The organism is Cloacibacterium sp. (genome assembly GCF_047601505.1).
In the GTDB taxonomy this organism is placed as follows: Bacteria; Bacteroidota; Bacteroidia; order Flavobacteriales; family Weeksellaceae; genus Cloacibacterium.
In genome coordinates, this window is record NZ_JASGJD010000001.1 from 3,403,138 (window position 1) to 3,428,656 (window position 25,519).

The following is a 25,519-nucleotide window of genomic DNA, read 5'->3' on the forward strand; positions in this document are numbered from 1 at the left end:
TATGAAACTTTTAAAAACTGCGTTATTTTCCTTACTAATAGGAATTCTAGCAACCACAACTTCTTGTAGAAAAATAGAAGAAGACGGAGAAACCATCAATACAGGTGGCGGCACTACTACCGAAGATTTTATCTTATCTGGGAAAATTACAACTAGCAGAACTCTTAAAGCAAATAACACTTATAAATTAAGAGGTTTGGTATATGTAACAAACGGTGCAACTCTTACCATAGAACCAGGAACAAAAATTGTAGGTGAAGCTGATAAAAACGGTGGACTTATCATCACAAGAGGTTCTAAAATTATGGCAGAAGGAACAGCTGCAAACCCAATTATATTTACTTCAGAAAAAGCAAGTCCTAAAAGAGGAGACTGGGCAGGCGTAGTACTTCTAGGAAAAGCACCTACCAATTCTTCATACAACGGTACACAAGGCGTTGGCGAAATTGAAGGCGGTATTAATAATGCTGATGGAGACGGTCTATACGGAGGTACAGACGCAGCAGACAACAGTGGAATTTTAAAATATGTAAGAATTGAATATGCTGGCTATGCATTTTTACCAGATAAAGAAATAAACGGTCTTACTTTCGGTGGTGTTGGTAACGGTACTACAGTAGATTATGTAGAAGTAGCTTATGCTAACGACGATAGTTTCGAATGGTTTGGTGGTACAGTAAATTGTTCTCATATCATAGCTTACAAAGGTCTTGATGATGATTTTGATACTGACAACGGTTTTGCAGGAAAAATTCAATTCGGAATTGGCGTAAGAGACGCAGCTATTGCAGACGTTTCTGGCTCTAACGCTTTTGAATCTGATAACGATGCTAATGGTTCTGCTTTAACACCTCAAACATCAGCAGTATTCTCTAACATGACAATTATTGGACCAATCCAAAATTCATCATCAAGCTCAAACGCATCTTCAATCAACACATTATTCCAAAATGCTTTGCAAATCAGAAGAAATTCTTCAATTTCTGTTTTCAATTCAGTATTTGTAGGTTATCCTGTAGGTTTATTTATTGATGCTACCAAAGGTACTGCAACGGATACTAACATTAGCAACGGAAAACTTAATTTTGAGAACAACATCATTGCTGCTTGTACTACTCCACTTAAATATGGTGCTTCTGCTACAGCAACTGGTTATACATTAGCAGACCTTACCACTTGGTTTAACTCTAAAGGAAATACAATCCTTAATTATTCTACAGACGTTAAATTAGCTGGTGCTTGGAACAACGTAGGTTCTGTACCAAACTTTTCTCCTGCTTCAGGTTCTCCACTTCTTACAGGAGCTGCATTTACAAACACTAAACTTTCTTCAGGATTTACCACTGTAACCTACAGAGGTGCCGTGAAAGATGCTACAGATTATTGGTACGCAGGATGGACAAACTGGAACTTATAAGAAATAGTTAGATCTTCATATAAAATTAATTTTTTTACAGAAAGCGCCCCGAAAATTATTTTCGGGGCGCTTTTATTTTCAATTTTAAATCGTAAATCAGAATTACTCTTCGTCTTCGTATTGCTCTAAGTAATAAGAGAAAGTAAAACCTTCTACTTCTTCTTCGGCATCTTCTAAAGTTGTTAACAAATCTTCGAAAATCTCTAATTGTTCTACACTCAGATTTACAAATTCTAAATGAAGCGGCATTTCTAATTCACCAGTAATTACATCAAAAAGTGCATCCAGATTATCTCCAAAATGCTCTGGTAAAGTCAATTTTTCCTTCAGTTGAGCATAAAAATCTTCGTAATCGCCAATTTCTAAAAAATCTATATATACTTCCATAATTTTATTTCAAGTTTCAAAGTTAGTAAACATCTCGCTTCCTACATCCAACTTCCAGCAAATTTATTTTTCCTCAAAATTTCTATAATGGTCGTGCGTTACAAACACCAAACCATCGTTAGAAAACACTACTCTATCTGCATTTCTGTTGCCACAATTGTAATTAAGGTCGGCTTCAAAATATCTTCTGCCAGATTTTGTAGGGAGAGATTTTTGTCGGTTCGTCCAGATATCACCACCAATAGCTTTTCCGGGAGCAACTTCGCAAAGATTACCTTTGCTAGGAACCCAACCCAAAGATTTTGCTTCTGATTTTGTGATGTAATAATCTGGCAATTCTCCGTGTTTTTTTAGATATTTTACCACCAATTCATCATTGGTAAGTTCTTCAATATTATTGCTTGAAGCAATACTATCATAAGAAAAATCAGATTTATTTTGTTCAAAATCATCTTGATTTTTCTTTGAATTATTTTCATAAGAATAAGAACTTTCAAATTTCTGATTGTCAGATTTTCGGTAAGAAATTTCTGAATTTTCTATATTGATTTTCTTCTCAATTTTATAGTTATTGAAAAGGTACATCAATAATAATCCTGCCACGAAAGCCAGAAAAATATAGAGAAATGATTTTTTGTTCTGCATAAATATCTAGTTTATGGTTTCAAGTTTTTTTAAGTTCTAAATTTTCTTTATTTGAAATATAAATAATTAATATTGAATACATTAAAAAAACATAAAAACCATATTTCACATCAAAAAACTCATCAATAAATTTTGATTTTATAAGTAAAATTGTGGAAGTTATAAGCAAAATATTGTTTGCAACTGCCAGATTTCTAACCCACAAAATCTTCTTTAACCAAGAAAAAACAATCATTAAAATTGAAAAAACTATGATGAAAGTATATGAAATAATTGAGAAAAATTCTTTGTCTTTCAAAAAATTATTGAATTGAAATTCATTACTATAAATGTTTTCAACAAAACCAAATCCTAATTGATAAGCATTCAAATTTATTTCATCTCCCACATAAAATCCGCTTCCTTTTTCTGTAATAACTTCCGTTATATTTTCTTTTTTATGCTCTATCGTTTTAATTACTTTATTACTTTCGCACATCCTCAAAAAAGGCATAAAGAAAATCAGAAAAGCAATTGGTGTAAAATATTTGGTTTTGAGAAATTTCATGAGTTTTGTTTTTAATACAATATCAAATTTTAAACCAATTATCCAACTCTCCCATTCTCCAACTTAACTTCTCCACTCTTCAGGAATATCACACACCGGAATTGGGTTCATTTTATGTTGTGCCGCTTTATTCATTTTAGAAAAAATCTGGAAAACTTCTAAATCTCTTCCGCTATAATCTGCTTCGGTTTTTGTTCCCCATTCTTTTTGAATTTTTTCTAACTCTGGATAACTAGCTCCAATTTGGTCTTCGTCTGTTTTATTATCAGCATCCCAAAGTCCATCTGTAGGAATTGCATTTTGAATAGATTCTATCAAATTAAGTGCTTTTGCTAATTCGTAAACTTCGGTTTTATATAAATCTGCAATTGGTGAAACATCTACACCGCCATCACCATATTTGGTATAAAAACCAATACCGAAATCTTCTACTTTATTGCCCGTTCCGCAAACCAAAAGTCCGTGTAACTGACCAAAATAATACAAAGTAACCATTCTAAATCTAGACCTTGTATTTGCCAAAGCAAGATTATTAGTCCATCTTCCTTCAATGTGATCTTCTACCATATCTTCGAAAGTTTCGAAAACTGGAGTTAGATTAATGGTTTTTCCTTTCACATTTGGGAATTTTTTTTCAAGGTCTTTTATATGCTCTTGAGCTCTGTTTACTTGGTCTTGTTTCTGACGAATTGGCATTTCGAGAAGCAAAACTTCTAGTCCTGTCTTTGCGCAAAGTGTAGAAACCACACCAGAATCTACACCTCCCGAAACTCCTATTACAAAACCTTTTACGCCTGCTTTTGTAGCATAATCTTTCAACCAGTTTACAATGTAATCTATTACTTTTTCTGTCTGCATTTTGTATATTTTTTGTTTGATTTATTTAATATTTTCTTCGAATTATATATTTTCATTTTTTTCTTTTTCATACCAAATACAAATTCCATCGGGCTCTTCAAAAGTTCCCTTCTCTACGAAACCTATTTTTTTTAAAGTATGATTAGAAGCTACATTCTCTGAATGAGCATGAGCATAAATTTTTTCTAAATTCATCACGTTAAAACCATAGTCTAAACTAGCTTTTCCAGATTCTGTAGCATAACCTTTTCCCCAAAATTCTGGCAAAAATCGATAACCTAAATCATAAATTTTTTTGAAGCCATTAATTTCATCTGTTAAATATTTTAGAAAACTCCAACCAATTAAAAGGTTGCTTTCTTTTTCAATTACAGCTAATCTTCCGATTCCGTTTACCTCGTATTGTTTTTGAATTATTTTGATAACTTCAATAGATTGTTTTTTTTGAGTTAAAGGTTTTACACCTACATATCTCATTACCTCAGGATTACTGTCTAATAGAAATAATCTATCCACATCTTCTTCCAAAAAAGGTCTCAAGATTAATCTTTCTGTTTCTATTCTAATATTCATCCTTTATTTACTATTTTTGCGAAACGTAATTTCATGTAAAATTAATTAAAAATTTGCACGTAACCCCTTCAAAAATTAGGTAAATTCAATGAAAATTAAAAAATACACATTACATATCATACTTTTCACGTTGTCCTTATTTCTTTTCTCTTGTCACAAAGAAGCAGAAAGCCGTTGGAATGTAGAAACAAAAACCTCCGAATCTGTAAAAATAACAGACATTTCTGCGGAATTTTACAACGAAAAAATCCCTTTTCCTAAATTTAAAGAAAAGTATAGCTTTTTCCTTGCGCCACAAGTTCCAGATGCTACTTACGAGAAAAAAAGAAACAATACTTTGGAAAGAAGAGTGTATAAAAATGCTATTTCGCTTAATAAAATTCCAAAATTAGAAAAAGATTTAACTGAACTTTTCGCTCACATTAAATTCTATTTCACGAAATTTCAAACGCCTAAAGTTTATGTTTTTTCTTCGGCTACAGAACTTTATGAAGAACCTATTTTGTATATTCCTGCAAAAAAAATTCTGTTTATAGACCTTTCTGCTTTTATGGGAGAAAAATCTGAATATTATGACGGAATAGACAATTATGTAAAAAAAGACATGAATCCCGAAAACGTTATAACAAGAGTTTCAGAAAATATTGCCGCAGATTTTGTCCCAGTAACACCAGACCAAAACAAGTTTTTAGATAAAATTGTAAATCAAGGAAAACTTTTGATTTTGCAAGATGCTTTTTTACCTAAAACGCCAGACCAATACAAAATTGGTTATTCTAAAGAACAACAATCTTGGGCAATTTCTAATGAAGAAAATATTTGGAATTATTTTGTAGAAAACGATTTGCTTTTCAGTGACGATAGCAATTTAAACGAAAGATTCTTAAACAAAGGTCCATTTTCTAAATTTTACACAGAAATAGACCAAAAATCTTCGCCAAGAATTGGTGCTTTTATCGGTTGGCAAATTGGCAGAAAATATTTGGCAGAACATCCAGAAGTGACACTTCAACAGTTTTTGCAAAAAAACGCCACAGAAATTTTTAACAATTGTAATTATAAACCTAAAAATTAATTCGTAAAATCGAAGATTTGTGGAGTTGTAAAATCATTAAAAATTTACATCTTTACATCATTACGATTCAACGACTTTACATCTTTATAAAAATGAAAAATACACAAATAACAATCAACGTAGAACTAGACGAAAATCACGTTCCAGAAAAACTTTCATGGAATGCTCAAGATGGCGGAATTGAAAATCAGGAAACCAAAGCCACCATGATTTCAGTTTGGGACGACAAAAAATTTGAAGCTCTTAGAATAGACCTTTGGACAAAAGAAATGCCTGTTGACCAAATGAAAATGTTTATTCATCAAATTTTCGTTTCTCTTGGTCATACTTACCAAAGAGCAACTGGCGAAGATGATGTGGCAGATAAAATTCAAGAATTTGCCGAAGATTTTGCATTTATGAGTAAAATTAAATAAATCCTCAAAAAAAATGTTCATAACCAGAAAAGCAACTTTAGAAGATTTAGCTCAATTGGCAATTTTATTTGACCAATACAGAAGTTTTTATCATAAGGAAAGCGACGTTAATGGTGTCGAGAATTTTCTAAAAGAAAGATTAGAAAACCAAGATTCTGAAATTTTCGTAGCAGAAGAAAATGGAATTTTAACTGGTTTTACTCAATTATATCCTCTTTTTTCTTCAACCAGAATGAAGAGATATTGGCTTTTGAATGATTTATTTGTGAACGAAAACCACCGTGGAAAAGGCTTTTCTAAAGCTTTAATTGAAAGTGCAAAAGAACTTTGTATTGTAACGAAAGCCTGCGGAATTCTATTAGAAACGGATAAAACTAACGAAATTGGCAACCAACTCTATCCAAGTTGTGGTTTTGAGCATTATACCCATGCTAATTTTTATGAATGGACAAATCCTATTTAATGTTAAATGTTAAATTTTAGATTTCGGGTTTACGATTTCTAAAAAAAATGATAAATTTTAAATCCAAAATCTAAAATCGTAAATAATATGACTGAATTTCAAAAATACATCCAAAGATATTTAGACCAAATTCCATCTGAAAATTGGATGGAAGAAATGATTAATTCTGGTGCCGAAACCATTCAGATTTTCTCTGGTTTAAACAACGAAAAATCACTTTTTGCGTATGCAGAAGGAAAATGGAGTTTGAAGGAATTGCTTCTTCATTTAATAGACACCGAAAAAATTTTCCAATACAGAGCGCTTCGTTTTGCTAGAAAAGACGAAACCGAATTGTCTGGTTTTGACGAAAATTTATTTGCTGCAAATTCTTTTGCCAACGACAGAACTTTGGTAAGTTTGTTAGAAGAATTCAGAATTGTAAGACAAACTTCTATCATTTTCTTCGAAAATTTACAAAATGTATCTCTTGCAAACACTGGAAAAGCAAACGGAAACGAAATTTCTGTAGAAACCATCGGAAAATTAATCGTTGGACACAATTTCCACCACCTAAAAGTAATTGAGGAAAGATATTTGCCTAATTTGAAATGAAATTTTTAAATAAAACTTTACCAATTCTATCAATCTTGATTTACATTATTTCTGTAAGTCAAATTGCATTTAAGACTGGTTATATGGGAGAAATAAGAATCTACTATTCTTATGAAGTTTTATTAGTTGGTGGAATTTCCTTTTTAGGAGGTGGAATTCCTGAAACTTTTGTTTGGTCTACAAATTTTTGGTATCTATTATCTTTATTTTTCACAAAAAATAAAAAATATAAAGAAGCAATTATTTTTAGTATAATCGCAACTCTAATTTCAATGTCTTTTATGCTTTGGAAAGAAGTTTTATGGTCAGAAAGTGGAAGTACAGCAAGTATTTTAAGTTTAGAAATTGGCTACTTCTTATGGGTAATTAGTATGATTATTTTATTGGTGAATTCCATACTTTTGTCTTATAAAAAAGACTCTTAAATTGAGGTATTTAAAAATTTTAATATTATCAATATTAATTTTTTGTAGCATTTCGTTTGTTACAATAATTAATGATTTAAACATTCCTGCTTTAGGCTTTGTAGATAATCCTTGTACTTTAAAAATAGGTTTTCCTTATACCTTTTATCATCAATTTCTAGTTGAATCTCCCATCCCAAATTCTGGCTGGGGAAAAGAAATTATTATAGACTACTTTTTTGCACTAGCAATAAGTATTGGCTTGTATTATTTGAATGAATATTTAAAAAGAAAAACCACATAATTTATCATTCCGAAGGAATCTAAAATGAATTATAAAATAACAATACAATATTTATTAATTTCAATTTTATTAATTGGAGTTTCATTCCTATTGGCATATCATTTTTGGTGGAAAATTGACTTAAATTCAAATCAATTTTTTAAAATAGTTTTTGCAACTATGATATGTTGGTTTGGAATTGGATTTTTATCAATATTAATCAGCGGAATTATTGTATTTAAAAATATTGAAAAAATGGGTTTCATAAGTCCTTTTAGTTTAGCAATGAATGGATATTATTATGAAAAATTTGGGCTTGAAACTGCAAAAAAATTAAAAAACACTTTTTCTCTGATTGCTTTTCCTACACTTTTTATTTTAATTTTCGCTTTCTATAAAATTGTAAATCTCGTAGAATACACAGATTTAACCTATTACGGAATTGAAAAATCAGTTAAAATTGAACAAATTTCATATTATAAAGGCAACAAAAGAGCACAAATAAATTTTGAATTTAACAATGAAAAAATTTCAAAAATATTGTTTTTGAAAGATACTTTAAAAAATGTTGGAGATTTTGAAACCATCATTTTTTCATCAAGAAATCCTAATATTGTAGAACTAAAATCAGAATTTGAAGAAAATTCTAAATAATTATGGAAAAAGCACTAGAAATATTAAAAAACGGAGGCGTAATCCTCTATCCTACCGATACGATTTGGGGAATTGGTTGTGATGCAACCAATGTAGAAGCTATCAACAAAATTTTTGAAATCAAAAAGCGTGAAAAAACCAAATCTATGATTATTTTGGTAGAGAACGAACGCCGATTACAAGATTTGGTTGACGTTCCGGAAATGGCTTGGCAAATTATTGATTTGTCAGAAAAACCAGTTACCATTGTTTATGAAAATCCTAAAAATCTACCAAAAGAAATTCTTGCAGAAGACGGAAGTATCGGAATTAGACTGGTAAAAGACGATTTTTGTAAAAAATTGATTTCTAAACTCAATAAACCTTTGGTTTCTACTTCGGCTAATTTTAGCGGAGACAAATCTCCTTTGAAATTTTCGGATATTTCCCAAGAATTAATTGATGCGGTAGATTACGCAGTACAAGAAAGCAGAGAATATGTGTCTAAATATTCAGGGTCTTCTGTTATAAAAATCTGGAGTGACGGAAGAGTAAAAATCTTGAGAGAGTGATGGAAGTAAGAAGTTTTTGAAAAACTATATTTAATCTTATCTTTGCAAAAAATTACAGATTAAAGAAAAGAAGATAAAACTTCCGTATTCTGAGTTCGATATTCCAATGTATGAAAATCAATTTAGCCCAAAATAAAAATTTCAAACTTTTTAAAATTATTTCTAAAGTCGCTCAAGAAAACAACCAAACTGTTTACATTGTTGGCGGTTACGTTCGTGATTTGTTGATGCAAAGAAAAGTACCAACAGACATCGATTTCGTTACCGAACAAAGCGGAATAGAACTCGCAAAATCCGTAGGAAAAGAACTCGGAGATTTGAAAGTTTCTATCTTCAAGACGTATGGAACTGCGATGATTAAATATAAAGATTTGGATTTGGAATTTGTAGGCGCAAGAAAAGAAAGTTACAGCGAAGATTCTAGAAAACCAGCCGTAGAAACTGGCACTTTAGAAGACGACCAAAAACGCAGAGATTTCACCGTAAATGCTTTGGCAATTTCTCTAAATTCTGAAAATTTTGGTGAACTGATTGATCCTTTCAAAGGAAGAGAAGATATGCAAAACAAAATTTTGCGAACACCTCTTGAACCTGCTCAAACGTATTCTGATGATCCTTTGAGAATGATGAGAGCAATTAGGTTTGCATCGGTTTTACATTTCGAAATTGAGGAAAATTCTCTAGAAGCCATCAAACAAGAAGCAGAACGCATCAAAATTGTTTCGATGGAAAGAATTATGGTGGAATTCAACAAAATTATGCTCAGCGAAAAACCTTCGGTTGGCTTAAAATTGATGGAAAAAACCACACTTTTAGAAAAAATAATTCCAGAATTAACAGCATTAAAAGGCATTGAAGAAGTAGAAGGACAAACGCACAAAGATAATTTTTGGCATACGCTAGAAGTAGTTGATAATATTTCTAAAAATACAAATAAACTTTGGTTGCGTTGGGCTGCATTGCTTCACGATATAGGAAAAGCTCCTACTAAAAAATTTGTAGAAAAAATTGGCTGGACTTTTCACGGACACGAGTTTTTAGGTTCTAAAATGGTTAAAAACTTGTTTACAAGACTCAAATTACCTTTAGGAACCGACATGAAATACGTTCAAAAAATGGTGAAACTTTCATCCAGACCGATTGCTTTGATAGATGATGGAACTTCGGATTCTGCCTTGAGAAGATTGCTTTTTGATGCCGGCGAAGATTTAGAAGATTTGTTCACGCTTTGTAAGGCTGACATCACGACGAAAAATTCTCAGAAACAAGAAAAATTCAAGAAAAATTTTGAATATGTAGCTAAGAAAATAAAAGAAGTAGAAAAAAAAGACCAAGTTAGAAATTTTCAACCACCTATTTCTGGAGAAGAAATAATGGAACTTTTTAACTTAAAACCTGGCAGAGAAATAGGAATTTTGAAAGAGAAAGTAAAAGAAGCCATTTTAGAAGGCATCATTGCAAATGATAAAGATGAAGCTAGAAATTTCGTCATTAAAGAAGCGAAACTTTTAGGCTTGGAATTATGAATCTTTCGCTGATTGTGCTGATTTAGCAGATAATTAAAAAATCCGCATTATCTGTGCTTAATCTGCGAGAAATAAAAGAATATTAAGAAAAATCCCTCAAAAATTTGAGGAATTTTATTTTAGTCTTCTACTTTATCTGAATAATCAAAATTTCTAACGGCTTCAAGCGTTTTATCAATTTCTGCATCGTTAATCGCATCCGAAATAAACCACGTTTCGTAACCACTTGGCGGAAGATAAATTCCCTGAGCCAACAATTGATGAAAGAAATTATTGAATAATGAATGATTAGAATCTGCTGCTTCCTCAAAATTAGAAACTCTATTTGTATGGAAGAAAACGCTCATCATACTACCTTTTCTGTTGATTTTATGGGCAATTCCCTTAGAATTTAGGATTTTACCAATTTCAAAATCGAGTGTTTCTGTAGTTTTATTTAATTTTTCGTAGAAATCAGGATTGTTTTTGATGAGTTGAAGCGTTGTAAGTCCAGCTCTCATTGCAAGAGGATTTCCGCTTAAAGTTCCTGCTTGATATACATCTCCTCTTGGCGAAAGTTTATTCATAATTTCGTTTCTTGCAGCAAAAGCACCAACTGGCATTCCGCCGCCAATTACTTTTCCGTAAGTCACAATATCTGCTTTTATGTTAAAAAGTTCTTGCGCTCCGCCAAAACCCAAACGGAAACCTGTCATCACTTCATCAAAAATCAATAAAGCCCCGTTTTCATCACAGATTTTTCTTAAATTTTGAAGAAAATTGTTTTCTGGCAAAACGCAACCCATGTTTCCAGCAACGGGTTCCACAATAATCGCAGCAATTTCTCCTTGGTTATGACGGAATAAATCCTCAACTTGCTCTATATCATTATATTTTGCTAAAAGTGTATCTTTTGCAGTGCCAGAAGTTACTCCCGGAGAATTTGGATTCCCAAAAGTAGCAGCACCACTTCCTGCTTTAATTAAAAATGAATCTGAATGACCATGATAACAACCTTCAAATTTTATAGTTTTTTCACGATTTGTGTATCCTCTTGCCAATCTGATAGCGCTCATACAAGCTTCCGTACCCGAAGAAACCATTCTGATTTGGTCTATATTCGGAACATTTTCTATGATAAATTTCGCAATTTCGGTTTCTAATTCTGTTGGCGCTCCAAAGGAAAAACCTTTTTCAGCCTGTAATTTCACAGCTTCTAAAACTTCGGGATGAGTATGTCCTAAAATTGCAGGTCCCCAAGAATTGATGTAATCTACATACGTTCTATCGTCCGCATCGGTAAGGTAAGCACCTTTTGCAGATTTCATAAAAATAGGAACTCCTCCTACAGATTTAAAAGCACGAACAGGAGAATTAACACCACCTGGAATATATTTGTAAGCTTCTTCAAATAAAGCTGAACTTCTCTGGTAAATCATAATTGATGAATGAAAATTGATATTTAATTAGCTTCTTGGCTTTCTGTTTTTGAGATAAATAATTTGACCTTCTTTTACTTTATCACCATAGTTCATTCGGTTTTTATCATAAAGTTTGTCTAATTTTACAGCAAATTTCTGGGCAATAGTGTACATATTATCTCCTTTTTCTGCAGTGTAAGTATCCACTGTTCCGGAAGAATTTTTCTTTTCCAGAAATAAAATTTGTCCTTCTTTTAAATTGTTAGAAGTAAGCTCGTTCCACTTAATTAGTTTTGATACAGAAACTTCATATTTTTTAGAAATATCTTCCAAGTTTACTTCCGAAGCATCATCGTAATCTGGTTCTATAGGAATTACAATATATTTAAGCGCTTCGTTAGGATGTGCTTTCATCAGAATAGAAAGTAAAACTTCATTTTTGGTTAATTTCACTGGTTCCGGCGCATCAATTACCACTTTTGGTGCATCCTCTTTAGTTGCTTTTGGAATTGATAAATTTTTAGCCAAAAAATCTTTATCTTTTGATAAATCTGGATATATGGCTAAAAGCTTCTCAGTAACTTGCTCTTTTTTGATGAAATCAAATTCAAAAAGCTTATATTTTTCAATTTTATCTATCAAAATATACGCATAGCGAGAATTGGTGGCATATCCTGCTTTTTTAAGACCATGAGCCCAAGCTTTATAATCCTTAGGATCTAATTGAAATAAACCTTTGTAATAAGGACGATTTGCCAAAAATTTAGAATGATCTTCGTAAGAATCTTTGGGATTTTCATATACTCTGAAGCATTCATTGGGAGCATCATCGGTGTATTTCATGGTTTTTCCCGTCCAATCTTCTTTACATTTTATTCCGAAATGATTGTTGCCTTGTTGCGCGAGAATACTTTGTCCGCCACCAGTTTCCAAAAGCCCTTGCGCTAATGTAATAGAAGCCGGAATATTGTATTTTTCCATCTCTTCTACGGCATATTTTGCAAATTTTTGGATGTATTGATCCTCTGTTTTCCAACCTTGTGCTTGGAAATTTGAAATCATTAGAATTGAAAATATTACAATAAATTTCTTCATATTTATTTTTTAACTGCTAGAACTTATTTGGTTCAATAAATGTTAATTAGTTCCTTATTTTTCTTTTTCAGCATTTCGTTTGCTCCATCTATTCCTTGTAAACCACCGGTATGAAACACTAAAATTTTGCTGTTTTCTGGAAAATAGTTTTCATTAATCAATTTAAAAATTTTCCTCAGCATTTTTCCTGTGTAAACGGGTTCTAAAACGATGCCAAATTGCTGATAAAAACTATTGATAAAACGTACATTTTCATCTATTATTTTACCAAAACCACCATCAGAAGCATCAAAAAGTGTGAAATTTTGTTTTCCTGAAAGTTTAGAAATTCTACTTTCTAAAGACTCGTCTTTCACCGCCTTGAAGCCTAAAACTTTCTGATGAGAAGCTGCAAATTTAGCAATACCAGAAACCGTTCCTCCTGTACCAACAGCGCTGCAAAGATAATCAAATTCCTTAGTTTCATCATTTAGCATATATTGTATGCCTTCTACCGCGTTTTCGTTGGTACCACCTTCGGGAACGACCAGTGCTTCTGGAAATTCTTCTTGAAGCTCTTTCATCATTTTTTCTTTGTCTCTGTAAATTTCTCTGGTTACAAATCTAAAAGACATTCCGTTTTGATGTGCCGAAAAAAGCGTTGGATTTTGTTGCCAAGTATTTTCTAATTCGTTTCCTCTGATAATGCCAAGTGTTTCGATTCCGAATTCGTTACCAAGAGCTGCTGCTGCTGCAATATGATTAGAAAAAGCACCTCCAAAAGTGATTATTTTTCTTTCTGAAACCTCTTTTTCCAAATATTTTTTAACATTAAAAAACATTTTCCAATACTTATTGCCCGAAATTTCGGGATGCGTAAGGTCTTCTCTTTTGATGAAGAGTTTTACATTACTTTTTATTGGAATTTCCACAATTGGAATTTTATGTTCTAAAAGCTTCATTTTTACAAAATTAGGCATTTTATGTTAAAAGGGAATGATTTTAACGAGTATTAAGATTTCTTTAAGAGTTTTTAAAAACTATGTATAAGCAACTTCGGGACAACCATTGGCTGCCCCGAAATTTTAAAACTATAAGTAAAAATTCAAAGAAAATTTATTTTTTCACCGGCGGATAATTAGCCATCATTTCTGCTACTATCGCTGGAATTTGTTTTTGTTTAGACTTAGGAGAATCTACATTAATACCGCTTCCTATGCCTTGCCAAACCAATTTATTAGTTTTAGCATCAATAATATCTATCACCAGAGAACCTCTGTTGTACTCGGAAGTCCAAGTTCTGTTCATTCCCCAGCCCCAACCGTAAGGACCTCCCCAACCCCACATTCCGTAAGGTCTGTCGTCTCTAATATCTTCAATTTTTTTATGAGAAGCTTTCAAATTAATTATTAAATCTGGAGTTTGAGAAGCTGATAAACCTTTAGATTGTAGATTTTTGGCTACTTCATTTAAAACTCTGTCTTTGTCTAAATCATTAATTTTAAGGTCATCTACTCTAAACTGATATGTCTTATAATCTGTAAATTGCGCCGTTTGTGCATAATCTGTCTTTACCTGAAACGGAGTACATGAAGTAACTACTAGCGCTACTGATGCTGCTAAAAGTAAAAAGTATCTCTTCATTTTTTATGATTTATTTGGTTTTTTAATATCTTTTTTGAAAGTATCTGTTTTTTTATCATAACCATAAGGACAATGTTTGCAACCACTTTTGCAACAATATCCTCTTTTTAAATGATAAGCTTCCGTAAAAACACGATAGCCTTGTTCGTTGAAATAAAAATCTATATTTTCTTTTAAATCTGTATCAAATTTCATTCCATAAAAATACAAATAAAATTTTTAACTAATCTTTAATAGTATAACGTATAAATTCTATATTTGTTTTATGATAGTGCTGTATCTTAGTTTTTTAAAGAAAACAAAAATTAACGGAATTACACTTTTTCCTTTCATTATTCTTCGGGATAAAAAATTAAGGGCGAATAAAGTATTAATGAACCACGAAAAAATACACATACATCAGCAATTAGAACTTTTAGTAATATTTTTCTATATATGGTATGTTTTAGAGTATTATTATTTGTTCTTTAAGCTAAAAGACAAAAATCTGGCTTATCGAAACATCTGCTTCGAAAGAGAAGCATACTCAAAAGAAAACGAACTAAATTACCTCGAAAAGAGAAAATTTTGGAATTTTTTAAAATACAGAAAATAAAAAAACGTGCATTGCTGCACGTTTTTAGTTTATCAATTACTTTTCTAAAACTTCTGTAATTGGATTGCCAATGCAACCACTTGGATTTTCAATTTTTAAAAACTGAGCCAAAGTTGGCGCAATATCTGTCATAAAATGAGGCTTATTGCTTTGTCCGTTTTTAACACCTGTTCCCATAAAAATAAGAGGAATATGAGAGTCATAAGAATTCCAAACGCTGTGCGTAGTACCTGTTTTAGAATATGGAGGCAACATTCCATCGTGAGAAATTACTTGAATATCTCCACTTCTTTGCCAGTTATAACCATTGATAATTCTGGTTTTAATAGGTTCTGGAATGCTAGCTTCTGCTACTTCGTCTAAATCTACAGCATATAGCACTGTAGGGTCTTCTTTTAGAATTTTCACTACCTCTTCTTTAATTTTATCACGGTCTAAATTCTTTTCCTTAATTAAATTATTATTAAGATAAACTTGGTAATTGTCTATTGCCCAAATCATTTTGTCTTCGCCAAATTTTTCTTTCAGTTTAGTATTCAATGTTTTTTCAAAATCTGTCCCGAAAAACCCTGTTGCCATTTTATTAGCTTCCATATAACCTTCAGCGTGTGCTGCACCGTGGTCTGCGGTTAAAAAAACCAAATATTTTCCTTTACCAACTTTAGCATCTAACATTTTGAAAAACGCTGCTAAATCTCTGTCTAATCTCAAATAAACATCTTCAACTTCAATAGAATTTGGTCCAAATTTATGCCCCGCATAATCTGTAGAAGCTATATTAATTGCCAAGAAATCTGTATCTGCATTTCTTCCCATGTGATAACCATCGATTGCAGCTTCGGCAAATCTTAAGGTTAAAGTATTCCCGAAAGGAGTAGATCTGATGTTATCTTTTTTAGCTTCGTAATCTGCGGCTAAATTACTATATGGAAAAGTTGGCGTTTTTGCACTTCCTAAAAGCCCTTCCCAAGCGCTATTATCTTGAGTACTTTCGGTGTATTGTTCTATAGGAAGTAAAGTATTCCAACCGTTTGCTACTAAATTTGAAGGTACTTTTTTAGCATTGAAATCTTTAACCCAAGTTGGCAAATCATTCATATAATAAGTACTTGTAATGAAATCTCCAGAAGAATCGTCAAACCAAAAAGCTCCTGTAGGATTATGTCCCGCTGGTAAAATAGATGCTCTGTCTTTAAGAGAAACACCTACTACTTTTGAACGAAAATTGGTAGAAATACCTAATTGGTCTGTAATGGTAGAACTCCAAAGATTTCTTGGTGAGTGTTGTCCTACTTTTTCGTTTGTAGTTCCAACCGATTGAACTGTAACATCTGTAGTACAATACACGTTTTTTCCAGTTGATTTATCCGTCCAATCATTTCCGGCAATACCATGAATTGAAGGAACAGAACCTGTATAAACACTAGTGTGTCCTAATGCTGTAACAGTAGGAACGTAAGGAATCATCACATTATTAAATGAATAACCTGTACTTAATAATCTTTTGAAACCACCATCTGTATATTTAGATTGATACCTGTAAAGATAATCCCAACGCATTTGGTCTATCACCAAACCAACTACTAATTTTGGTTTTTGAGTTGTGGTTTGAACTTGTTTTACATGTTTTTGTGCTTCGGATTTTTGAGCATTAAAAGTACCAATAGATAAAACTGCAATTGCAATTATGGTAAATTTTTTGAACATAGAATTTATTTTTTGTTGTATGGGCAAATTTAATTGTTTTGTTTCGGAGGAATGGTATAATAAGTTTTAAATAATGTTAAAAAATAAAAAACGCACCAATTGCTTGATGCGTTCTTTATTTAATTTTTTAGAAATTTTTAGAATTTCAAATCTCCATTTACATCTCTTACAGCTGCAGCTGCAGTAGCAAATTTTTCTTTTTCAGCTTCAGAAAGTTCAATTTCTACAATTTTTTCTACACCGTTTGCTCCAATAATTGCAGGAACACCAAGGCAGATATCAGATTGTCCGTATTCACCATCAAGCATTAAAGAACAAGGAATCATTTTCTTTTGGTCGCAAGCAATAGCTTGTACCATTACAGATACAGCAGCACCAGGTGCATACCATGCAGAAGTTCCTAATAATTTAGTAAGAGTAGCTCCACCTACTTTAGTTTCTTCTACAACATAGCTTTGTTGTTCTTCTGACAAGAAATTGGTAACAGGAATACCATTTCTAGTAGCTTTAGATAATAATGGAAGCATACCTGTATCACTATGTGCAGCGATTACCATACCATCTACATCAGAAATTGGAGCCTCTAAAGCTTCAGCCAATCTGTATTTAAATCTAGCAGAATCCAAAGCACCTCCCATACCAATTACTCTGTTTTTTGGTAAACCAGAAGTTTTGTGTACCAAATAAGCCATGGTATCCATTGGGTTAGAAACTACGATAATAATAACATTTGGAGAATGTTGCACCAAGTTTTCAGCTACATTTTTTACAATACCAGCGTTAATACCAATTAATTCTTCTCTTGTCATCCCTGGTTTTCTTGGAATACCAGAAGTAATAACAGCAACATCAGAACCAGCAGTTTTGCTATAATCTCCTGTAGTACCAGTAATTTTAGTATCAAAACCATTAAGAGAAGCTGTTTGCATCAAGTCCATTGCTTTACCTTCTGCGAAACCTTCTTTAATGTCTACCAAAACTACTTCTGAACAGAAGTTTTTCATTGCGATATACTCTGCGCAACTAGCACCTACAGCACCTGCGCCTACTACGGTTACTTTCATATTTAAAATTTTTTTGTTAATTTTTTAATTAAAAGAATCAAATTTAAGATTAAAGAAAACCTTAAATTTTGCACCTCAAATTTAATGAATATTTGAGGACTGAACAATTTTATTAACATGAAATAAATCTCTATTAACAATATTTTATAAATAATTATAATAGATTTAAAAATTGCTTAAAACCAATTGTCAATTAAAACCAATTGCTAAATTTGCATTTTATTTATAATTTATGAAGAGTATTTTTTTGAAACACTTACACCAAGGATACGCCAACAGAAAATATGACCTTAACAAAAGTAGAATAGAAAAATTTATTGACGATTTTTTCAGATTTGTTTTTTTCTTAGAATTGCAAAGATGCAGCTCCGAAAACGAAACAAACAATAGGCTTATTGGTTTCAAAAAAGATTTTACAGAAATTCTACAATCTGTATTCGACACTCCTGAAGAAGCTTTTAATGCTGCTGAATATTTTTTTGAAAAATTTCCTTCGGTTTATATTACTTTAGAAAAAGACGCAGAGTTTTTATTACAAAACGACCCTGCTGCTAGTTCTTTAGAAGAAGTTACTTTTTCTTATCCTGGTTTTTATGCCACTGCAATTTATAGATTTGCCCACGAATTATACCTTAAAAATATCCCAATTATCCCAAGAATCTGGACAGAACTTGCACACAGCAAAACCGGAATAGACATACATCCTGGCGCAGAAATTGGTTCGCCATTTTTTATAGACCACGGAACTGGGATTGTAATTGGTGAAACTTCAAACATTGGAAATTTTGTAAAATTATACCAAGGCGTAACTCTTGGTGCACTTTCTGTTTCTAAAGAAATTGCCAATACCAAAAGACATCCAACTATAGAAGACAATGTGGTAATCTATGCCAATGCAACGGTTCTTGGCGGAGAAACTACCATTGGAGAAGGCTCTATTATTGGAGGTAACGTATGGATTACTGAGAATTTACCTGCAAATTCTGTAGTTTTTCATAAAGGACAAGTTACCATTAAACACAAATATCCTTCGGAAGAACCTATTAATTATTTTATTTAAACATCACTCATATTATAAAAAAACCTTTCCAAAATTTTATGGAAAGGCTTTTTGCTTTTTTTAACACCCCGACTTCGCTTCGCTCAGCCACCCCTCTTTCAGAAGGGGAACCGTGAACATATAAAATTAAATTATCATACAGAGATTGTAATTTTTAATTTTCTTCTTCGAAATAGAGAATGTAGTATTTCCCGTTTTCGTCTTGTCCTTGTTGGAGTTTTTTTCGGTCTCCGTGAACGTAAATATGAAAATTTTTATCAAGTTTGATAATACTTTTCAGCAAACGAGCATTTTTCTTTACCGCAGCTTCGTTAATGGCAAAATCATCAGACAACACATAATCTCTTTCGTCTTCGTATTGCGTTTTGAAGGCATTAAAACTTTGGATTACCTCATCGTCTGCTAAAACCTCGCCAGCAAATTCTTCCATTTTAAATTCTTCCTTTTCTTTGAAAAAACTCAAAGATTTATTTAGTAAATCTACTTGGTCTGCTTTAGAAATTTCGAATTCTTGAGGTAATTGCTTGGTAATATATTCTTTGTAAAGAGTAAGCGTTTCTTGTGTTTCGAAATATTCGTCTTGGCGCTGGTGTACTTGCAAGAAATCGTCCATCCAATAACTGGTTTCCGCTCTAGAAGTTCCGTCGATAATAGAAATAAGGTAACCTTGTTCTTTGTTGGTATTGTAAATAATACAACCTTTATCTACTTTATTCAGATTAATTCCTTGTAAAGTTTCGAGTTCAAAGTTTTCATTTTTTGGAGAAACCTTAAGGAAAGTATCTTTATTTTCAGATTTAAAAAGTCCTACAGCATCGTATCTTTCGCCTTTTACGATTAAATCTTTGAAATAGCAAACGTAGAATTCTCCGCCTTTAGTTCTAGGATTGGTAGAATGCTCGTAAAGCAATTTTGCTAATTTTTTAGATTGGTTTTCTAGCAATTCTGGTCGTTCAAAAATTTCTGAAACGTAGGTAAACACTTCGTTATTCTCAATATTAGAACTATGGAAAAACTCGAAAAATATTTCGGGTTTAAAATTTTTAAGGAAATAATCTTTCAGCATCATTTTCATTTCTTCTTCTAAGAAAATTTCGGTATCGGAAGTCACCAAAGCTTCCTGATGCGTTTGGTTTCCAACATAATTGATGCAAAGATGTTCTAGTGTGGTTTCTTCTGTGAAAATCATGCTGCGAAAATAGTGATATTTTACGATAAATATTTTAATAACATCAACAAAAAAAATCCCACATTGCTGCGGGACTTTCCATTTTTAAAAATTAGATTTATTTCCTAATTAGAAGCTTGATGGTTCTTTCGGTGGTAGAAGTTTTCACTTTTACAAGATACAAACCAGCTACTAAGTTAGGGTTGTTTATATATAGAGAAGCTTTGTTACCGTTTCTCACTACTTTGTTGCTGTAGTCTCCAATTAAACTTCCTTGTGCATTGTAAATTTGAACAAGAACTTTACTGTCTTTTTTAGCATCAAATCTCAAGTTAAATTCGCCAGAAGAAGGATTAGGATACAACACCACTTCGTCGCTTACAATTACTTCTGGAGCTGCTTTTGCTTGCGTAGTAGGCGCAACCATTTGTTTGCTTGCTGTTGTAGTACATGGACAAGACAATAAGCCTAAATTTACTTTACCTCCATCGTAATTATTATTGATAGCATCTGCAATAGCATTAAGTTCGCTAGCCGAATACATGGAAGCTTCGCCGGCAAGAACTTTATTTGCTTCTGCAAGAACTTGGTAAACTGTCCAACCTGCAAATGCTCCTGAATTTACAATTAAATCACCAAGTTTAATTGTATTAGAAGAGAAGTTAGCATCCCATTCGTCGAATCTTACATTAAGGGTAAGAGCTACAACTTGTCCGGCAAATACATTTTGATAGGTTTGTCCAGGATTTACATAAGATTTATCTAATGCTCTAGGTGTAGAACCGCTTGGTAAGAAATCGTCAACTGCTTTTGCTGAAGTGAGACTTAAATTTCTAGAAACTGTTCCTACCACTAAACCTGTAGGGAATGCAGCTGCAAAATTAGCATCTCTATAAGCACCCCAGTTTTTGCCAGAAGCTTTAGCTCCCCAACCACCTTGAGTTACTGTTGTAAATCCTTCGCAAGTAGCTGTTTTAACTTCTACATTTTTAGAAATTGTACATCCATTAGCATCTGTTACTGTAACTGTATAATTACCTGCTCCCAAATTTACAACCTGTGTAGTTGCTCCATTAGACCATAGATAAGAGTATGGTGGAGTTCCTCCGCTTGCATTAGCTGTAACTTTTACAGTTCCGTCATAGCATAATAATTTTTCTGTAACAATTGTAAGTGATAATGCAGAAGGTTGATTAACTGTAATTGTAGTAGAATCTGAACAACCATTTGCATCTGTAACTTTATAAGTATAGGTTCCAGCCATTACATTAAATGTTCCGGTTCCTGTATATGGAGCCGTGCCTCCACTTGCGCTTACAGTTACACTAGAACTACCTCCATTACAAAGAATTGGAGTGTATTCTACTTTTATTACTAATTTTTCTGGAGCTGTTACAGTACAAGTAGTTTCTGCATAGCAACCATTAGCATCAGTAACTTTATAAGTATAAGTTCCTGCCATTACATTAAATGTTCCGGTTCCTGTATATGGAGCCGTGCCTCCACTTGCTGTTACGGTAATACTTCCTAAATCGCCATTACACTTAGGATTAACAGAAGAACATGAAACTTCTAATTTACTAGGTTCAGTAATTGTAATTTCTTTTGAAACTTCACAACCGTTTGCGTCTTTAACAGTGTAAGTATAAGTTCCTGCAGATACTGAGAAACTGCCTGTTCCTGTGTATGGTGCTGTGCCTCCACTTGCGCTTACGGTTACTGTGGATTGACCTCCGTTACATAAGATTGGTGTAAACGATACTTCCATCATCAATTTACTTGGTTCTGTAATTGTGATTTCTTTTGAAACTTCACAACCGTTTGCATCTTTAACAGTGTAAGTATAAGTTCCTGAAGATACTGAGAAACTGCCTGTTCCTGTGTACGGTGCTGTGCCTCCACTTGCGCTTACGGTTACTGTGGATTGACCTCCGTTACATAAGATTGGTGTAAACGATACTTCCATCATCAATTTACTTGGTTCTGTAATTGTGATTTCTTTGGAAACTTCACAACCATTTGCGTCTTTAACAGTGTAAGTATAAGTTCCTGCAGACACTGAGAAACTGCCTGTTCCTGTGTATGGTACTGTGCCTCCACTTGCGCTTACGGTTACTGTGGATTTATCTCCGTTACATAAGATTGGTGTAAACGATACTTCCATCATCAATTTACTTGGCTCAGTAATTGTGATTTCTTTTGAAACTTCACAACCGTTTGCGTCTTTAACAGTGTAAGTATAAGTTCCTGCAGATACTGAGAAACTGCCTGTTCCTGTGTATGGTGCTGTGCCTCCACTTGCGCTTACGGTTACTGTGGATTGACCTCCGTTACATAAGATTGGTGTAAACGATACTTCCATCATCAATTTACTTGGTTCTGTAATTGTGATTTCTTTTGAAACTTCACAACCGTTTGCATCTTTAACAGTGTAAGTATAAGTTCCTGCAGATACTGAGAAACTGCCTGTTCCTGTGTATGGTGCTGTACCTCCACTTGCGCTTACGGTTACTGTGGATTGATCTCCGTTACATAAGATTGGTGTAAACGATACTTCCATCATCAATTTACTTGGCTCTGTAATTGTGATTTCTTTGGAAACTTCACAACCGTTTGCATCTTTAACAGTGTAAGTATAAGTTCCTGAAGATACTGAGAAACTGCCTGTTCCTATGTACGGTGCTGTGCCTCCACTTGCGCTTACGGTTACTGTGGATTGATCTCCGTTACATAAGATTGGTGTGAATGATACTTCCATCATCAATTTACTTGGTTCTGTAATATTTATAGTTTCAGATGTAGCAGAGCATCCTTTAGAATCAGTAACTGTAACACTATAAGAACCTGCTTTTACAGAAATACTAGGTGTAGTTTCTCCATTGCTCCATAAATAAGTATAAGGAGCTGTACCAGAACTTACACTAGCAACCAATGTTGTATTATCCCCATTACATTTAATAGGATCAAAAGACAAACTCACCAATGGTTTAGGATTAATCGTAGCCGTAATTGGTACTCTGGCACTTTCGCAACTTAAGCCATCGCTTCTATAACAGGAGACATAGAAAGTAGTAGTTTGAGTAAGATTTACCGTATAAGAATCTCCTGTAAAAATAGGATTTCCGCCTGTTTCAGAAGTGTACCATCTCACAGAACTATTATCACCACCGGTACATTGAGCCGATAAAGTTACCTCTCCTTCTCCACATCTTGTAGCAGAAGATACTGTTGGAGCTTTAGGTTTTCCGTTATATTCTCCATATGCTAAATCTTGTAAAGAAGCGTCTTCAGACTGAGAATTTCTTGTTTCCATTAAGAAACTAGCAAAACAAGGAGCATAGCTTCCCAATAATTTAATTTGTCCTTCGAAGAAAGAACCAGCCGGATATACATTAACTGGAGGCGTTACATTACCTGTTTTCTTTGCTTGATATGTCCAATTTGGATAACTTGGAGTAGGTTGATTGGTAGAATTGACAAAAGCAAAAGTATCATTAGAATTATAAAGCGCTGTAACATCTTCTAGATAACCACTTTGATTACCTGGATTAAAACGCCAATAAAAAATTCTTAAGTTAACTTTTCCGCCACCATTTGTAAAATTACTTAGGATTAATAAATCTCCATCTGAGTGTTCTGGAGCAAAGGTTCCGTTAGCCATTTTGGCTGTTCCATTTTTAAAGAACCAAAAACCAATCTGAGCATCACCATTTATGGCTGTTCTATCGCCACAAAAATAAATTACACCATCAATTAAAACGGCTGCAGTATTGGTAATATCACCTTTATCATTGGTATTTCCACTTACCCACGCCCAAGTACTTACCAATTTAGTATCTGCCGATCCTCCTGTAAAAGAGTCATCGTTTGTATTATTATTATCATGTACAAATGCTTTTATAGCATTATTACTTAATGCAGTAGCCCATCCGGAAGTATTCCCATCAGTAACCATTTGTGCATAAGTAAGACTACAAAAAGATAATGTAAAAATTAATAAACAACAGAATCTTTTAAGAAAATAATTATAAAAATTCATAATTTAAAAGTTTTTTAATTTGATAAAAAAATCATCGGGGTTATCTCCCTAAAAAACTTTCAATAATTGAATCGATTTAAGTAACTAAAAGGTAATAATTGAATTACAACGAAAAAATCGACTCAACAAAGTGACCTGTTAATCTCGAAATCTGTTTTTGAACTTAGCATAGAAGACTTCTTTTGCTGTGTAATGATAAAAAATATTTGTTTCTCATTTTGTGTGTTTTCTCATTGCAAAATTACAACTAATAGAATTTTATGCACTACTACAAAAAGCGTATTTTAAGAATTTTACCATCAATTCAACAACAAAACACTCTATAATAAGATCTCCAAATATCCTATTTAAAATGAAATTTCGAAATTGAGACAATCTTACTTTTTGTGTTTTAGACTGAGATTTTTATGCTGTTAAAAAATTTAAAAGTAGCTTTAGTCTTATTACCAATATGCTTCGAGGTTGTAAACTTGTTATAGTAGGTCTCCTTTTTTCACTACATAAACACCAACTAAAATTTGTTTATAAAACATAGCTTTATTCTTGCTTTCTATAAGCTCGAAGTAAGAGTTTTTAGATTATTTTGACTAGTATTATCTATATTATAACTATACTACAACAGTTTATTTGTATCCTTATAAAATTAACTGCAAGAATATGAAGATGAGGAAATTTATCAAAAAAGAAAATATAATGAGACTCAGTCTTTTTTGTATTGAATTGTAAAAGAAAAATTATTACGTTTTTTATTAAAATCTCAGAATTGTAGAAATATTGAAAAATAAAGTAAAAAAAATAAAAAGCAGTTTGTTTTAGGCAATTTTTGACATTGTTTAGAGATTTTGGGAAATGGAAAGTAGGTCATTTTTTACTTCTATTTTATTATTTTTCAATAGATTACAATTCTATTCAGAACTATAACCTACATCGGAGACAAGCTTTTTTGGAACTTTATGATAACGCTTTTCAAAACCTTGTAAATGAGATTCTAATGTTTATTGAACGATTCGAAAAATGTAAAATAAATTATTTATTTGTAGAAATCTGCATATTATCTGAGAGTTTAGCTTCGCCAAATCACTCAATTAAGTTCCTAGAGTTTAAAATTTCCTGTTGTTTTTTACATTTATCTATATTATTCGGCTAGTTTTTCTTGGCTTAATTCAGTTTCTAACGAACTTTCGAAGGTGTTTTTATCCTTCAAAATGTGATTAATCTTATCGATGTTTTGCGTTACTTTTATCGACTTGAATAGATATTGCTCAAATAGTCATAAATCAAAACTTTAAAAAGCATTTTCGTGTAATATCAAGATATTTCACTAGATTTTTAGGTTTTGATTAAATTTTAAATATCCAAGCTATCAATAATGCTT

The 25,519-nt window shown here is 32.5% G+C and carries 26 protein-coding genes; 12 read left to right on the forward strand and 14 right to left on the reverse strand.

Going from position 1 to position 25,519, the window contains the following annotated elements; all coding sequences use genetic code 11:
- Position 1: 1 nt before the first annotated feature.
- Positions 2–1,417, forward strand: coding sequence for a hypothetical protein (locus tag QM746_RS15335; RefSeq protein WP_414985016.1), 1,416 nt, complete (start codon positions 2–4; stop codon positions 1,415–1,417).
- 102 nt (positions 1,418–1,519) lie between these two features.
- Here the strand turns inward: QM746_RS15335 and QM746_RS15340 are convergent, their stop codons facing one another.
- From QM746_RS15340 to QM746_RS15360, 5 genes are all read right to left on the reverse strand, one after another.
- The gene (locus QM746_RS15340) at positions 1,520–1,807 is read right to left on the reverse strand and encodes a barstar family protein (RefSeq protein WP_414985164.1); all 288 of its coding nucleotides are present in this window, start codon (positions 1,805–1,807) and stop codon (positions 1,520–1,522) included.
- Positions 1,808–1,867: 60 nt separating this feature from the next.
- Positions 1,868–2,449: a ribonuclease domain-containing protein gene (locus QM746_RS15345; RefSeq protein ID WP_414985017.1), complete on the reverse strand. Its 582-nt coding sequence runs from the start codon at positions 2,447–2,449 to the stop codon at positions 1,868–1,870.
- A 19-nt stretch (positions 2,450–2,468) separates the two neighbouring features.
- Complete coding sequence (locus tag QM746_RS15350; RefSeq protein WP_414985018.1) at positions 2,469–2,996, reverse strand: hypothetical protein; 528 nt, start codon at positions 2,994–2,996, stop codon at positions 2,469–2,471.
- A 63-nt stretch (positions 2,997–3,059) separates the two neighbouring features.
- Complete coding sequence (nadE, locus tag QM746_RS15355; protein ID WP_414985019.1) at positions 3,060–3,854, reverse strand: NAD(+) synthase; 795 nt, start codon at positions 3,852–3,854, stop codon at positions 3,060–3,062.
- Between the two features lie 42 nt (positions 3,855–3,896).
- A complete protein-coding gene (locus QM746_RS15360) occupies positions 3,897–4,427 on the reverse strand; it encodes a GNAT family N-acetyltransferase (protein WP_414985020.1) in 531 nt (176 codons plus the stop codon).
- An 88-nt stretch (positions 4,428–4,515) separates the two neighbouring features.
- On the opposite strand from QM746_RS15360, the gene QM746_RS15365 reads away from it, so the two are divergent.
- From QM746_RS15365 to QM746_RS15405, 9 genes are all read left to right on the forward strand, one after another.
- Positions 4,516–5,502 (forward strand): gliding motility protein GldB, encoded by a 987-nt coding sequence (locus tag QM746_RS15365; protein WP_414985021.1) that lies wholly within the window; start codon positions 4,516–4,518, stop codon positions 5,500–5,502.
- A 92-nt stretch (positions 5,503–5,594) separates the two neighbouring features.
- Positions 5,595–5,918 (forward strand): gliding motility protein GldC, encoded by a 324-nt coding sequence (gene gldC / locus QM746_RS15370; RefSeq protein ID WP_374362801.1) that lies wholly within the window; start codon positions 5,595–5,597, stop codon positions 5,916–5,918.
- Between the two features lie 13 nt (positions 5,919–5,931).
- On the forward strand, positions 5,932–6,381 hold the full coding sequence (locus QM746_RS15375) for a GNAT family N-acetyltransferase (protein WP_414985022.1): 450 nt from the start codon (positions 5,932–5,934) through the stop codon (positions 6,379–6,381).
- An 87-nt stretch (positions 6,382–6,468) separates the two neighbouring features.
- The gene (locus tag QM746_RS15380) at positions 6,469–6,975 is read left to right on the forward strand and encodes a DinB family protein (protein ID WP_414985023.1); all 507 of its coding nucleotides are present in this window, start codon (positions 6,469–6,471) and stop codon (positions 6,973–6,975) included.
- Entirely contained in the window at positions 6,972–7,400 is a 429-nt protein-coding gene (locus QM746_RS15385; protein WP_414985024.1) for a hypothetical protein, read from the forward strand. Before QM746_RS15380 ends, QM746_RS15385 begins: the two co-directional genes overlap by 4 nt.
- A gap of 1 nt (position 7,401) precedes the next feature.
- Complete coding sequence (locus tag QM746_RS15390; RefSeq protein ID WP_414985025.1) at positions 7,402–7,683, forward strand: hypothetical protein; 282 nt, start codon at positions 7,402–7,404, stop codon at positions 7,681–7,683.
- Positions 7,684–7,707: 24 nt separating this feature from the next.
- Positions 7,708–8,316, forward strand: a complete 609-nt coding sequence (locus QM746_RS15395; RefSeq protein ID WP_414985026.1) for a hypothetical protein — start codon at positions 7,708–7,710, stop codon at positions 8,314–8,316.
- A gap of 2 nt (positions 8,317–8,318) precedes the next feature.
- Positions 8,319–8,867, forward strand: coding sequence for an L-threonylcarbamoyladenylate synthase (locus QM746_RS15400; RefSeq protein WP_414985027.1), 549 nt, complete (start codon positions 8,319–8,321; stop codon positions 8,865–8,867).
- Between the two features lie 110 nt (positions 8,868–8,977).
- A complete protein-coding gene (locus QM746_RS15405) occupies positions 8,978–10,393 on the forward strand; it encodes a CCA tRNA nucleotidyltransferase (protein WP_414985028.1) in 1,416 nt (471 codons plus the stop codon).
- A 119-nt stretch (positions 10,394–10,512) separates the two neighbouring features.
- On the opposite strand, the gene hemL is transcribed toward QM746_RS15405, so the two are convergent.
- The 5 genes from hemL to QM746_RS15430 all read right to left on the reverse strand — a co-directional run bounded on the left by hemL (position 10,513) and on the right by QM746_RS15430 (position 14,706).
- Complete coding sequence (gene hemL, locus QM746_RS15410) at positions 10,513–11,811, reverse strand: glutamate-1-semialdehyde 2,1-aminomutase (protein WP_414985029.1); 1,299 nt, start codon at positions 11,809–11,811, stop codon at positions 10,513–10,515.
- Between the two features lie 27 nt (positions 11,812–11,838).
- Positions 11,839–12,888 carry a glucosaminidase domain-containing protein gene (locus tag QM746_RS15415; RefSeq protein WP_414985030.1) on the reverse strand — a complete coding sequence of 350 codons (1,050 nt, stop codon included), beginning with the start codon at positions 12,886–12,888 and terminating at the stop codon, positions 11,839–11,841.
- Positions 12,889–12,920: 32 nt separating this feature from the next.
- Entirely contained in the window at positions 12,921–13,829 is a 909-nt protein-coding gene (locus QM746_RS15420) for a 1-aminocyclopropane-1-carboxylate deaminase/D-cysteine desulfhydrase (protein WP_414985031.1), read from the reverse strand.
- Between the two features lie 154 nt (positions 13,830–13,983).
- Positions 13,984–14,511, reverse strand: a complete 528-nt coding sequence (locus QM746_RS15425; protein WP_374361606.1) for a DUF4136 domain-containing protein — start codon at positions 14,509–14,511, stop codon at positions 13,984–13,986.
- A gap of 3 nt (positions 14,512–14,514) precedes the next feature.
- Positions 14,515–14,706: a DUF5522 domain-containing protein gene (locus QM746_RS15430; protein ID WP_374361604.1), complete on the reverse strand. Its 192-nt coding sequence runs from the start codon at positions 14,704–14,706 to the stop codon at positions 14,515–14,517.
- Positions 14,707–14,776: 70 nt separating this feature from the next.
- Between QM746_RS15430 and QM746_RS15435 the strand changes: the two genes are divergently transcribed.
- Entirely contained in the window at positions 14,777–15,106 is a 330-nt protein-coding gene (locus QM746_RS15435; RefSeq protein ID WP_414985032.1) for a hypothetical protein, read from the forward strand.
- 36 nt (positions 15,107–15,142) lie between these two features.
- On the opposite strand, the gene pafA is transcribed toward QM746_RS15435, so the two are convergent.
- Positions 15,143–16,813 carry an alkaline phosphatase PafA gene (gene pafA / locus QM746_RS15440; RefSeq protein WP_414985033.1) on the reverse strand — a complete coding sequence of 557 codons (1,671 nt, stop codon included), beginning with the start codon at positions 16,811–16,813 and terminating at the stop codon, positions 15,143–15,145.
- A gap of 137 nt (positions 16,814–16,950) precedes the next feature.
- Positions 16,951–17,877, reverse strand: a complete 927-nt coding sequence (locus QM746_RS15445; protein ID WP_374361596.1) for a malate dehydrogenase — start codon at positions 17,875–17,877, stop codon at positions 16,951–16,953.
- A gap of 232 nt (positions 17,878–18,109) precedes the next feature.
- On the opposite strand from QM746_RS15445, the gene epsC reads away from it, so the two are divergent.
- On the forward strand, positions 18,110–18,937 hold the full coding sequence (gene epsC / locus QM746_RS15450; protein WP_414985034.1) for a serine O-acetyltransferase EpsC: 828 nt from the start codon (positions 18,110–18,112) through the stop codon (positions 18,935–18,937).
- A 154-nt stretch (positions 18,938–19,091) separates the two neighbouring features.
- On the opposite strand, the gene QM746_RS15455 is transcribed toward epsC, so the two are convergent.
- The gene (locus QM746_RS15455; RefSeq protein ID WP_414985035.1) at positions 19,092–20,126 is read right to left on the reverse strand and encodes a nucleoid-associated protein; all 1,035 of its coding nucleotides are present in this window, start codon (positions 20,124–20,126) and stop codon (positions 19,092–19,094) included.
- A gap of 97 nt (positions 20,127–20,223) precedes the next feature.
- A complete protein-coding gene (locus tag QM746_RS15460) occupies positions 20,224–24,144 on the reverse strand; it encodes a T9SS type A sorting domain-containing protein (RefSeq protein ID WP_414985036.1) in 3,921 nt (1,306 codons plus the stop codon).
- Positions 24,145–25,519 lie beyond the last annotated feature (1,375 nt).

Coding starts and splice junctions, on each gene's coding strand:
- QM746_RS15400 (WP_414985027.1), top strand. CDS start 8,319: ATGGAAAAAGCACTAGAAATATTAAAAAACGGAGGCGTAATCCTCTAT.
- QM746_RS15435 (WP_414985032.1), top strand. CDS start 14,777: ATGATAGTGCTGTATCTTAGTTTTTTAAAGAAAACAAAAATTAACGGA.
- QM746_RS15335 (WP_414985016.1), top strand. CDS start 2: ATGAAACTTTTAAAAACTGCGTTATTTTCCTTACTAATAGGAATTCTA.
- QM746_RS15375 (WP_414985022.1), top strand. CDS start 5,932: ATGTTCATAACCAGAAAAGCAACTTTAGAAGATTTAGCTCAATTGGCA.
- nadE (WP_414985019.1), bottom strand. CDS start 3,854: ATGCAGACAGAAAAAGTAATAGATTACATTGTAAACTGGTTGAAAGAT.
- QM746_RS15360 (WP_414985020.1), bottom strand. CDS start 4,427: ATGAATATTAGAATAGAAACAGAAAGATTAATCTTGAGACCTTTTTTG.
- gldC (WP_374362801.1), top strand. CDS start 5,595: ATGAAAAATACACAAATAACAATCAACGTAGAACTAGACGAAAATCAC.
- pafA (WP_414985033.1), bottom strand. CDS start 16,813: ATGTTCAAAAAATTTACCATAATTGCAATTGCAGTTTTATCTATTGGT.
- QM746_RS15405 (WP_414985028.1), top strand. CDS start 8,978: ATGAAAATCAATTTAGCCCAAAATAAAAATTTCAAACTTTTTAAAATT.
- QM746_RS15445 (WP_374361596.1), bottom strand. CDS start 17,877: ATGAAAGTAACCGTAGTAGGCGCAGGTGCTGTAGGTGCTAGTTGCGCA.
- QM746_RS15415 (WP_414985030.1), bottom strand. CDS start 12,888: ATGAAGAAATTTATTGTAATATTTTCAATTCTAATGATTTCAAATTTC.
- QM746_RS15430 (WP_374361604.1), bottom strand. CDS start 14,706: ATGAAATTTGATACAGATTTAAAAGAAAATATAGATTTTTATTTCAAC.
- QM746_RS15350 (WP_414985018.1), bottom strand. CDS start 2,996: ATGAAATTTCTCAAAACCAAATATTTTACACCAATTGCTTTTCTGATT.
- QM746_RS15345 (WP_414985017.1), bottom strand. CDS start 2,449: ATGCAGAACAAAAAATCATTTCTCTATATTTTTCTGGCTTTCGTGGCA.
- epsC (WP_414985034.1), top strand. CDS start 18,110: ATGAAGAGTATTTTTTTGAAACACTTACACCAAGGATACGCCAACAGA.
- QM746_RS15395 (WP_414985026.1), top strand. CDS start 7,708: ATGAATTATAAAATAACAATACAATATTTATTAATTTCAATTTTATTA.
- QM746_RS15420 (WP_414985031.1), bottom strand. CDS start 13,829: ATGAAGCTTTTAGAACATAAAATTCCAATTGTGGAAATTCCAATAAAA.
- QM746_RS15425 (WP_374361606.1), bottom strand. CDS start 14,511: ATGAAGAGATACTTTTTACTTTTAGCAGCATCAGTAGCGCTAGTAGTT.
- QM746_RS15460 (WP_414985036.1), bottom strand. CDS start 24,144: ATGAATTTTTATAATTATTTTCTTAAAAGATTCTGTTGTTTATTAATT.
- hemL (WP_414985029.1), bottom strand. CDS start 11,811: ATGATTTACCAGAGAAGTTCAGCTTTATTTGAAGAAGCTTACAAATAT.
- QM746_RS15380 (WP_414985023.1), top strand. CDS start 6,469: ATGACTGAATTTCAAAAATACATCCAAAGATATTTAGACCAAATTCCA.
- QM746_RS15365 (WP_414985021.1), top strand. CDS start 4,516: ATGAAAATTAAAAAATACACATTACATATCATACTTTTCACGTTGTCC.
- QM746_RS15385 (WP_414985024.1), top strand. CDS start 6,972: ATGAAATTTTTAAATAAAACTTTACCAATTCTATCAATCTTGATTTAC.
- QM746_RS15455 (WP_414985035.1), bottom strand. CDS start 20,126: ATGATTTTCACAGAAGAAACCACACTAGAACATCTTTGCATCAATTAT.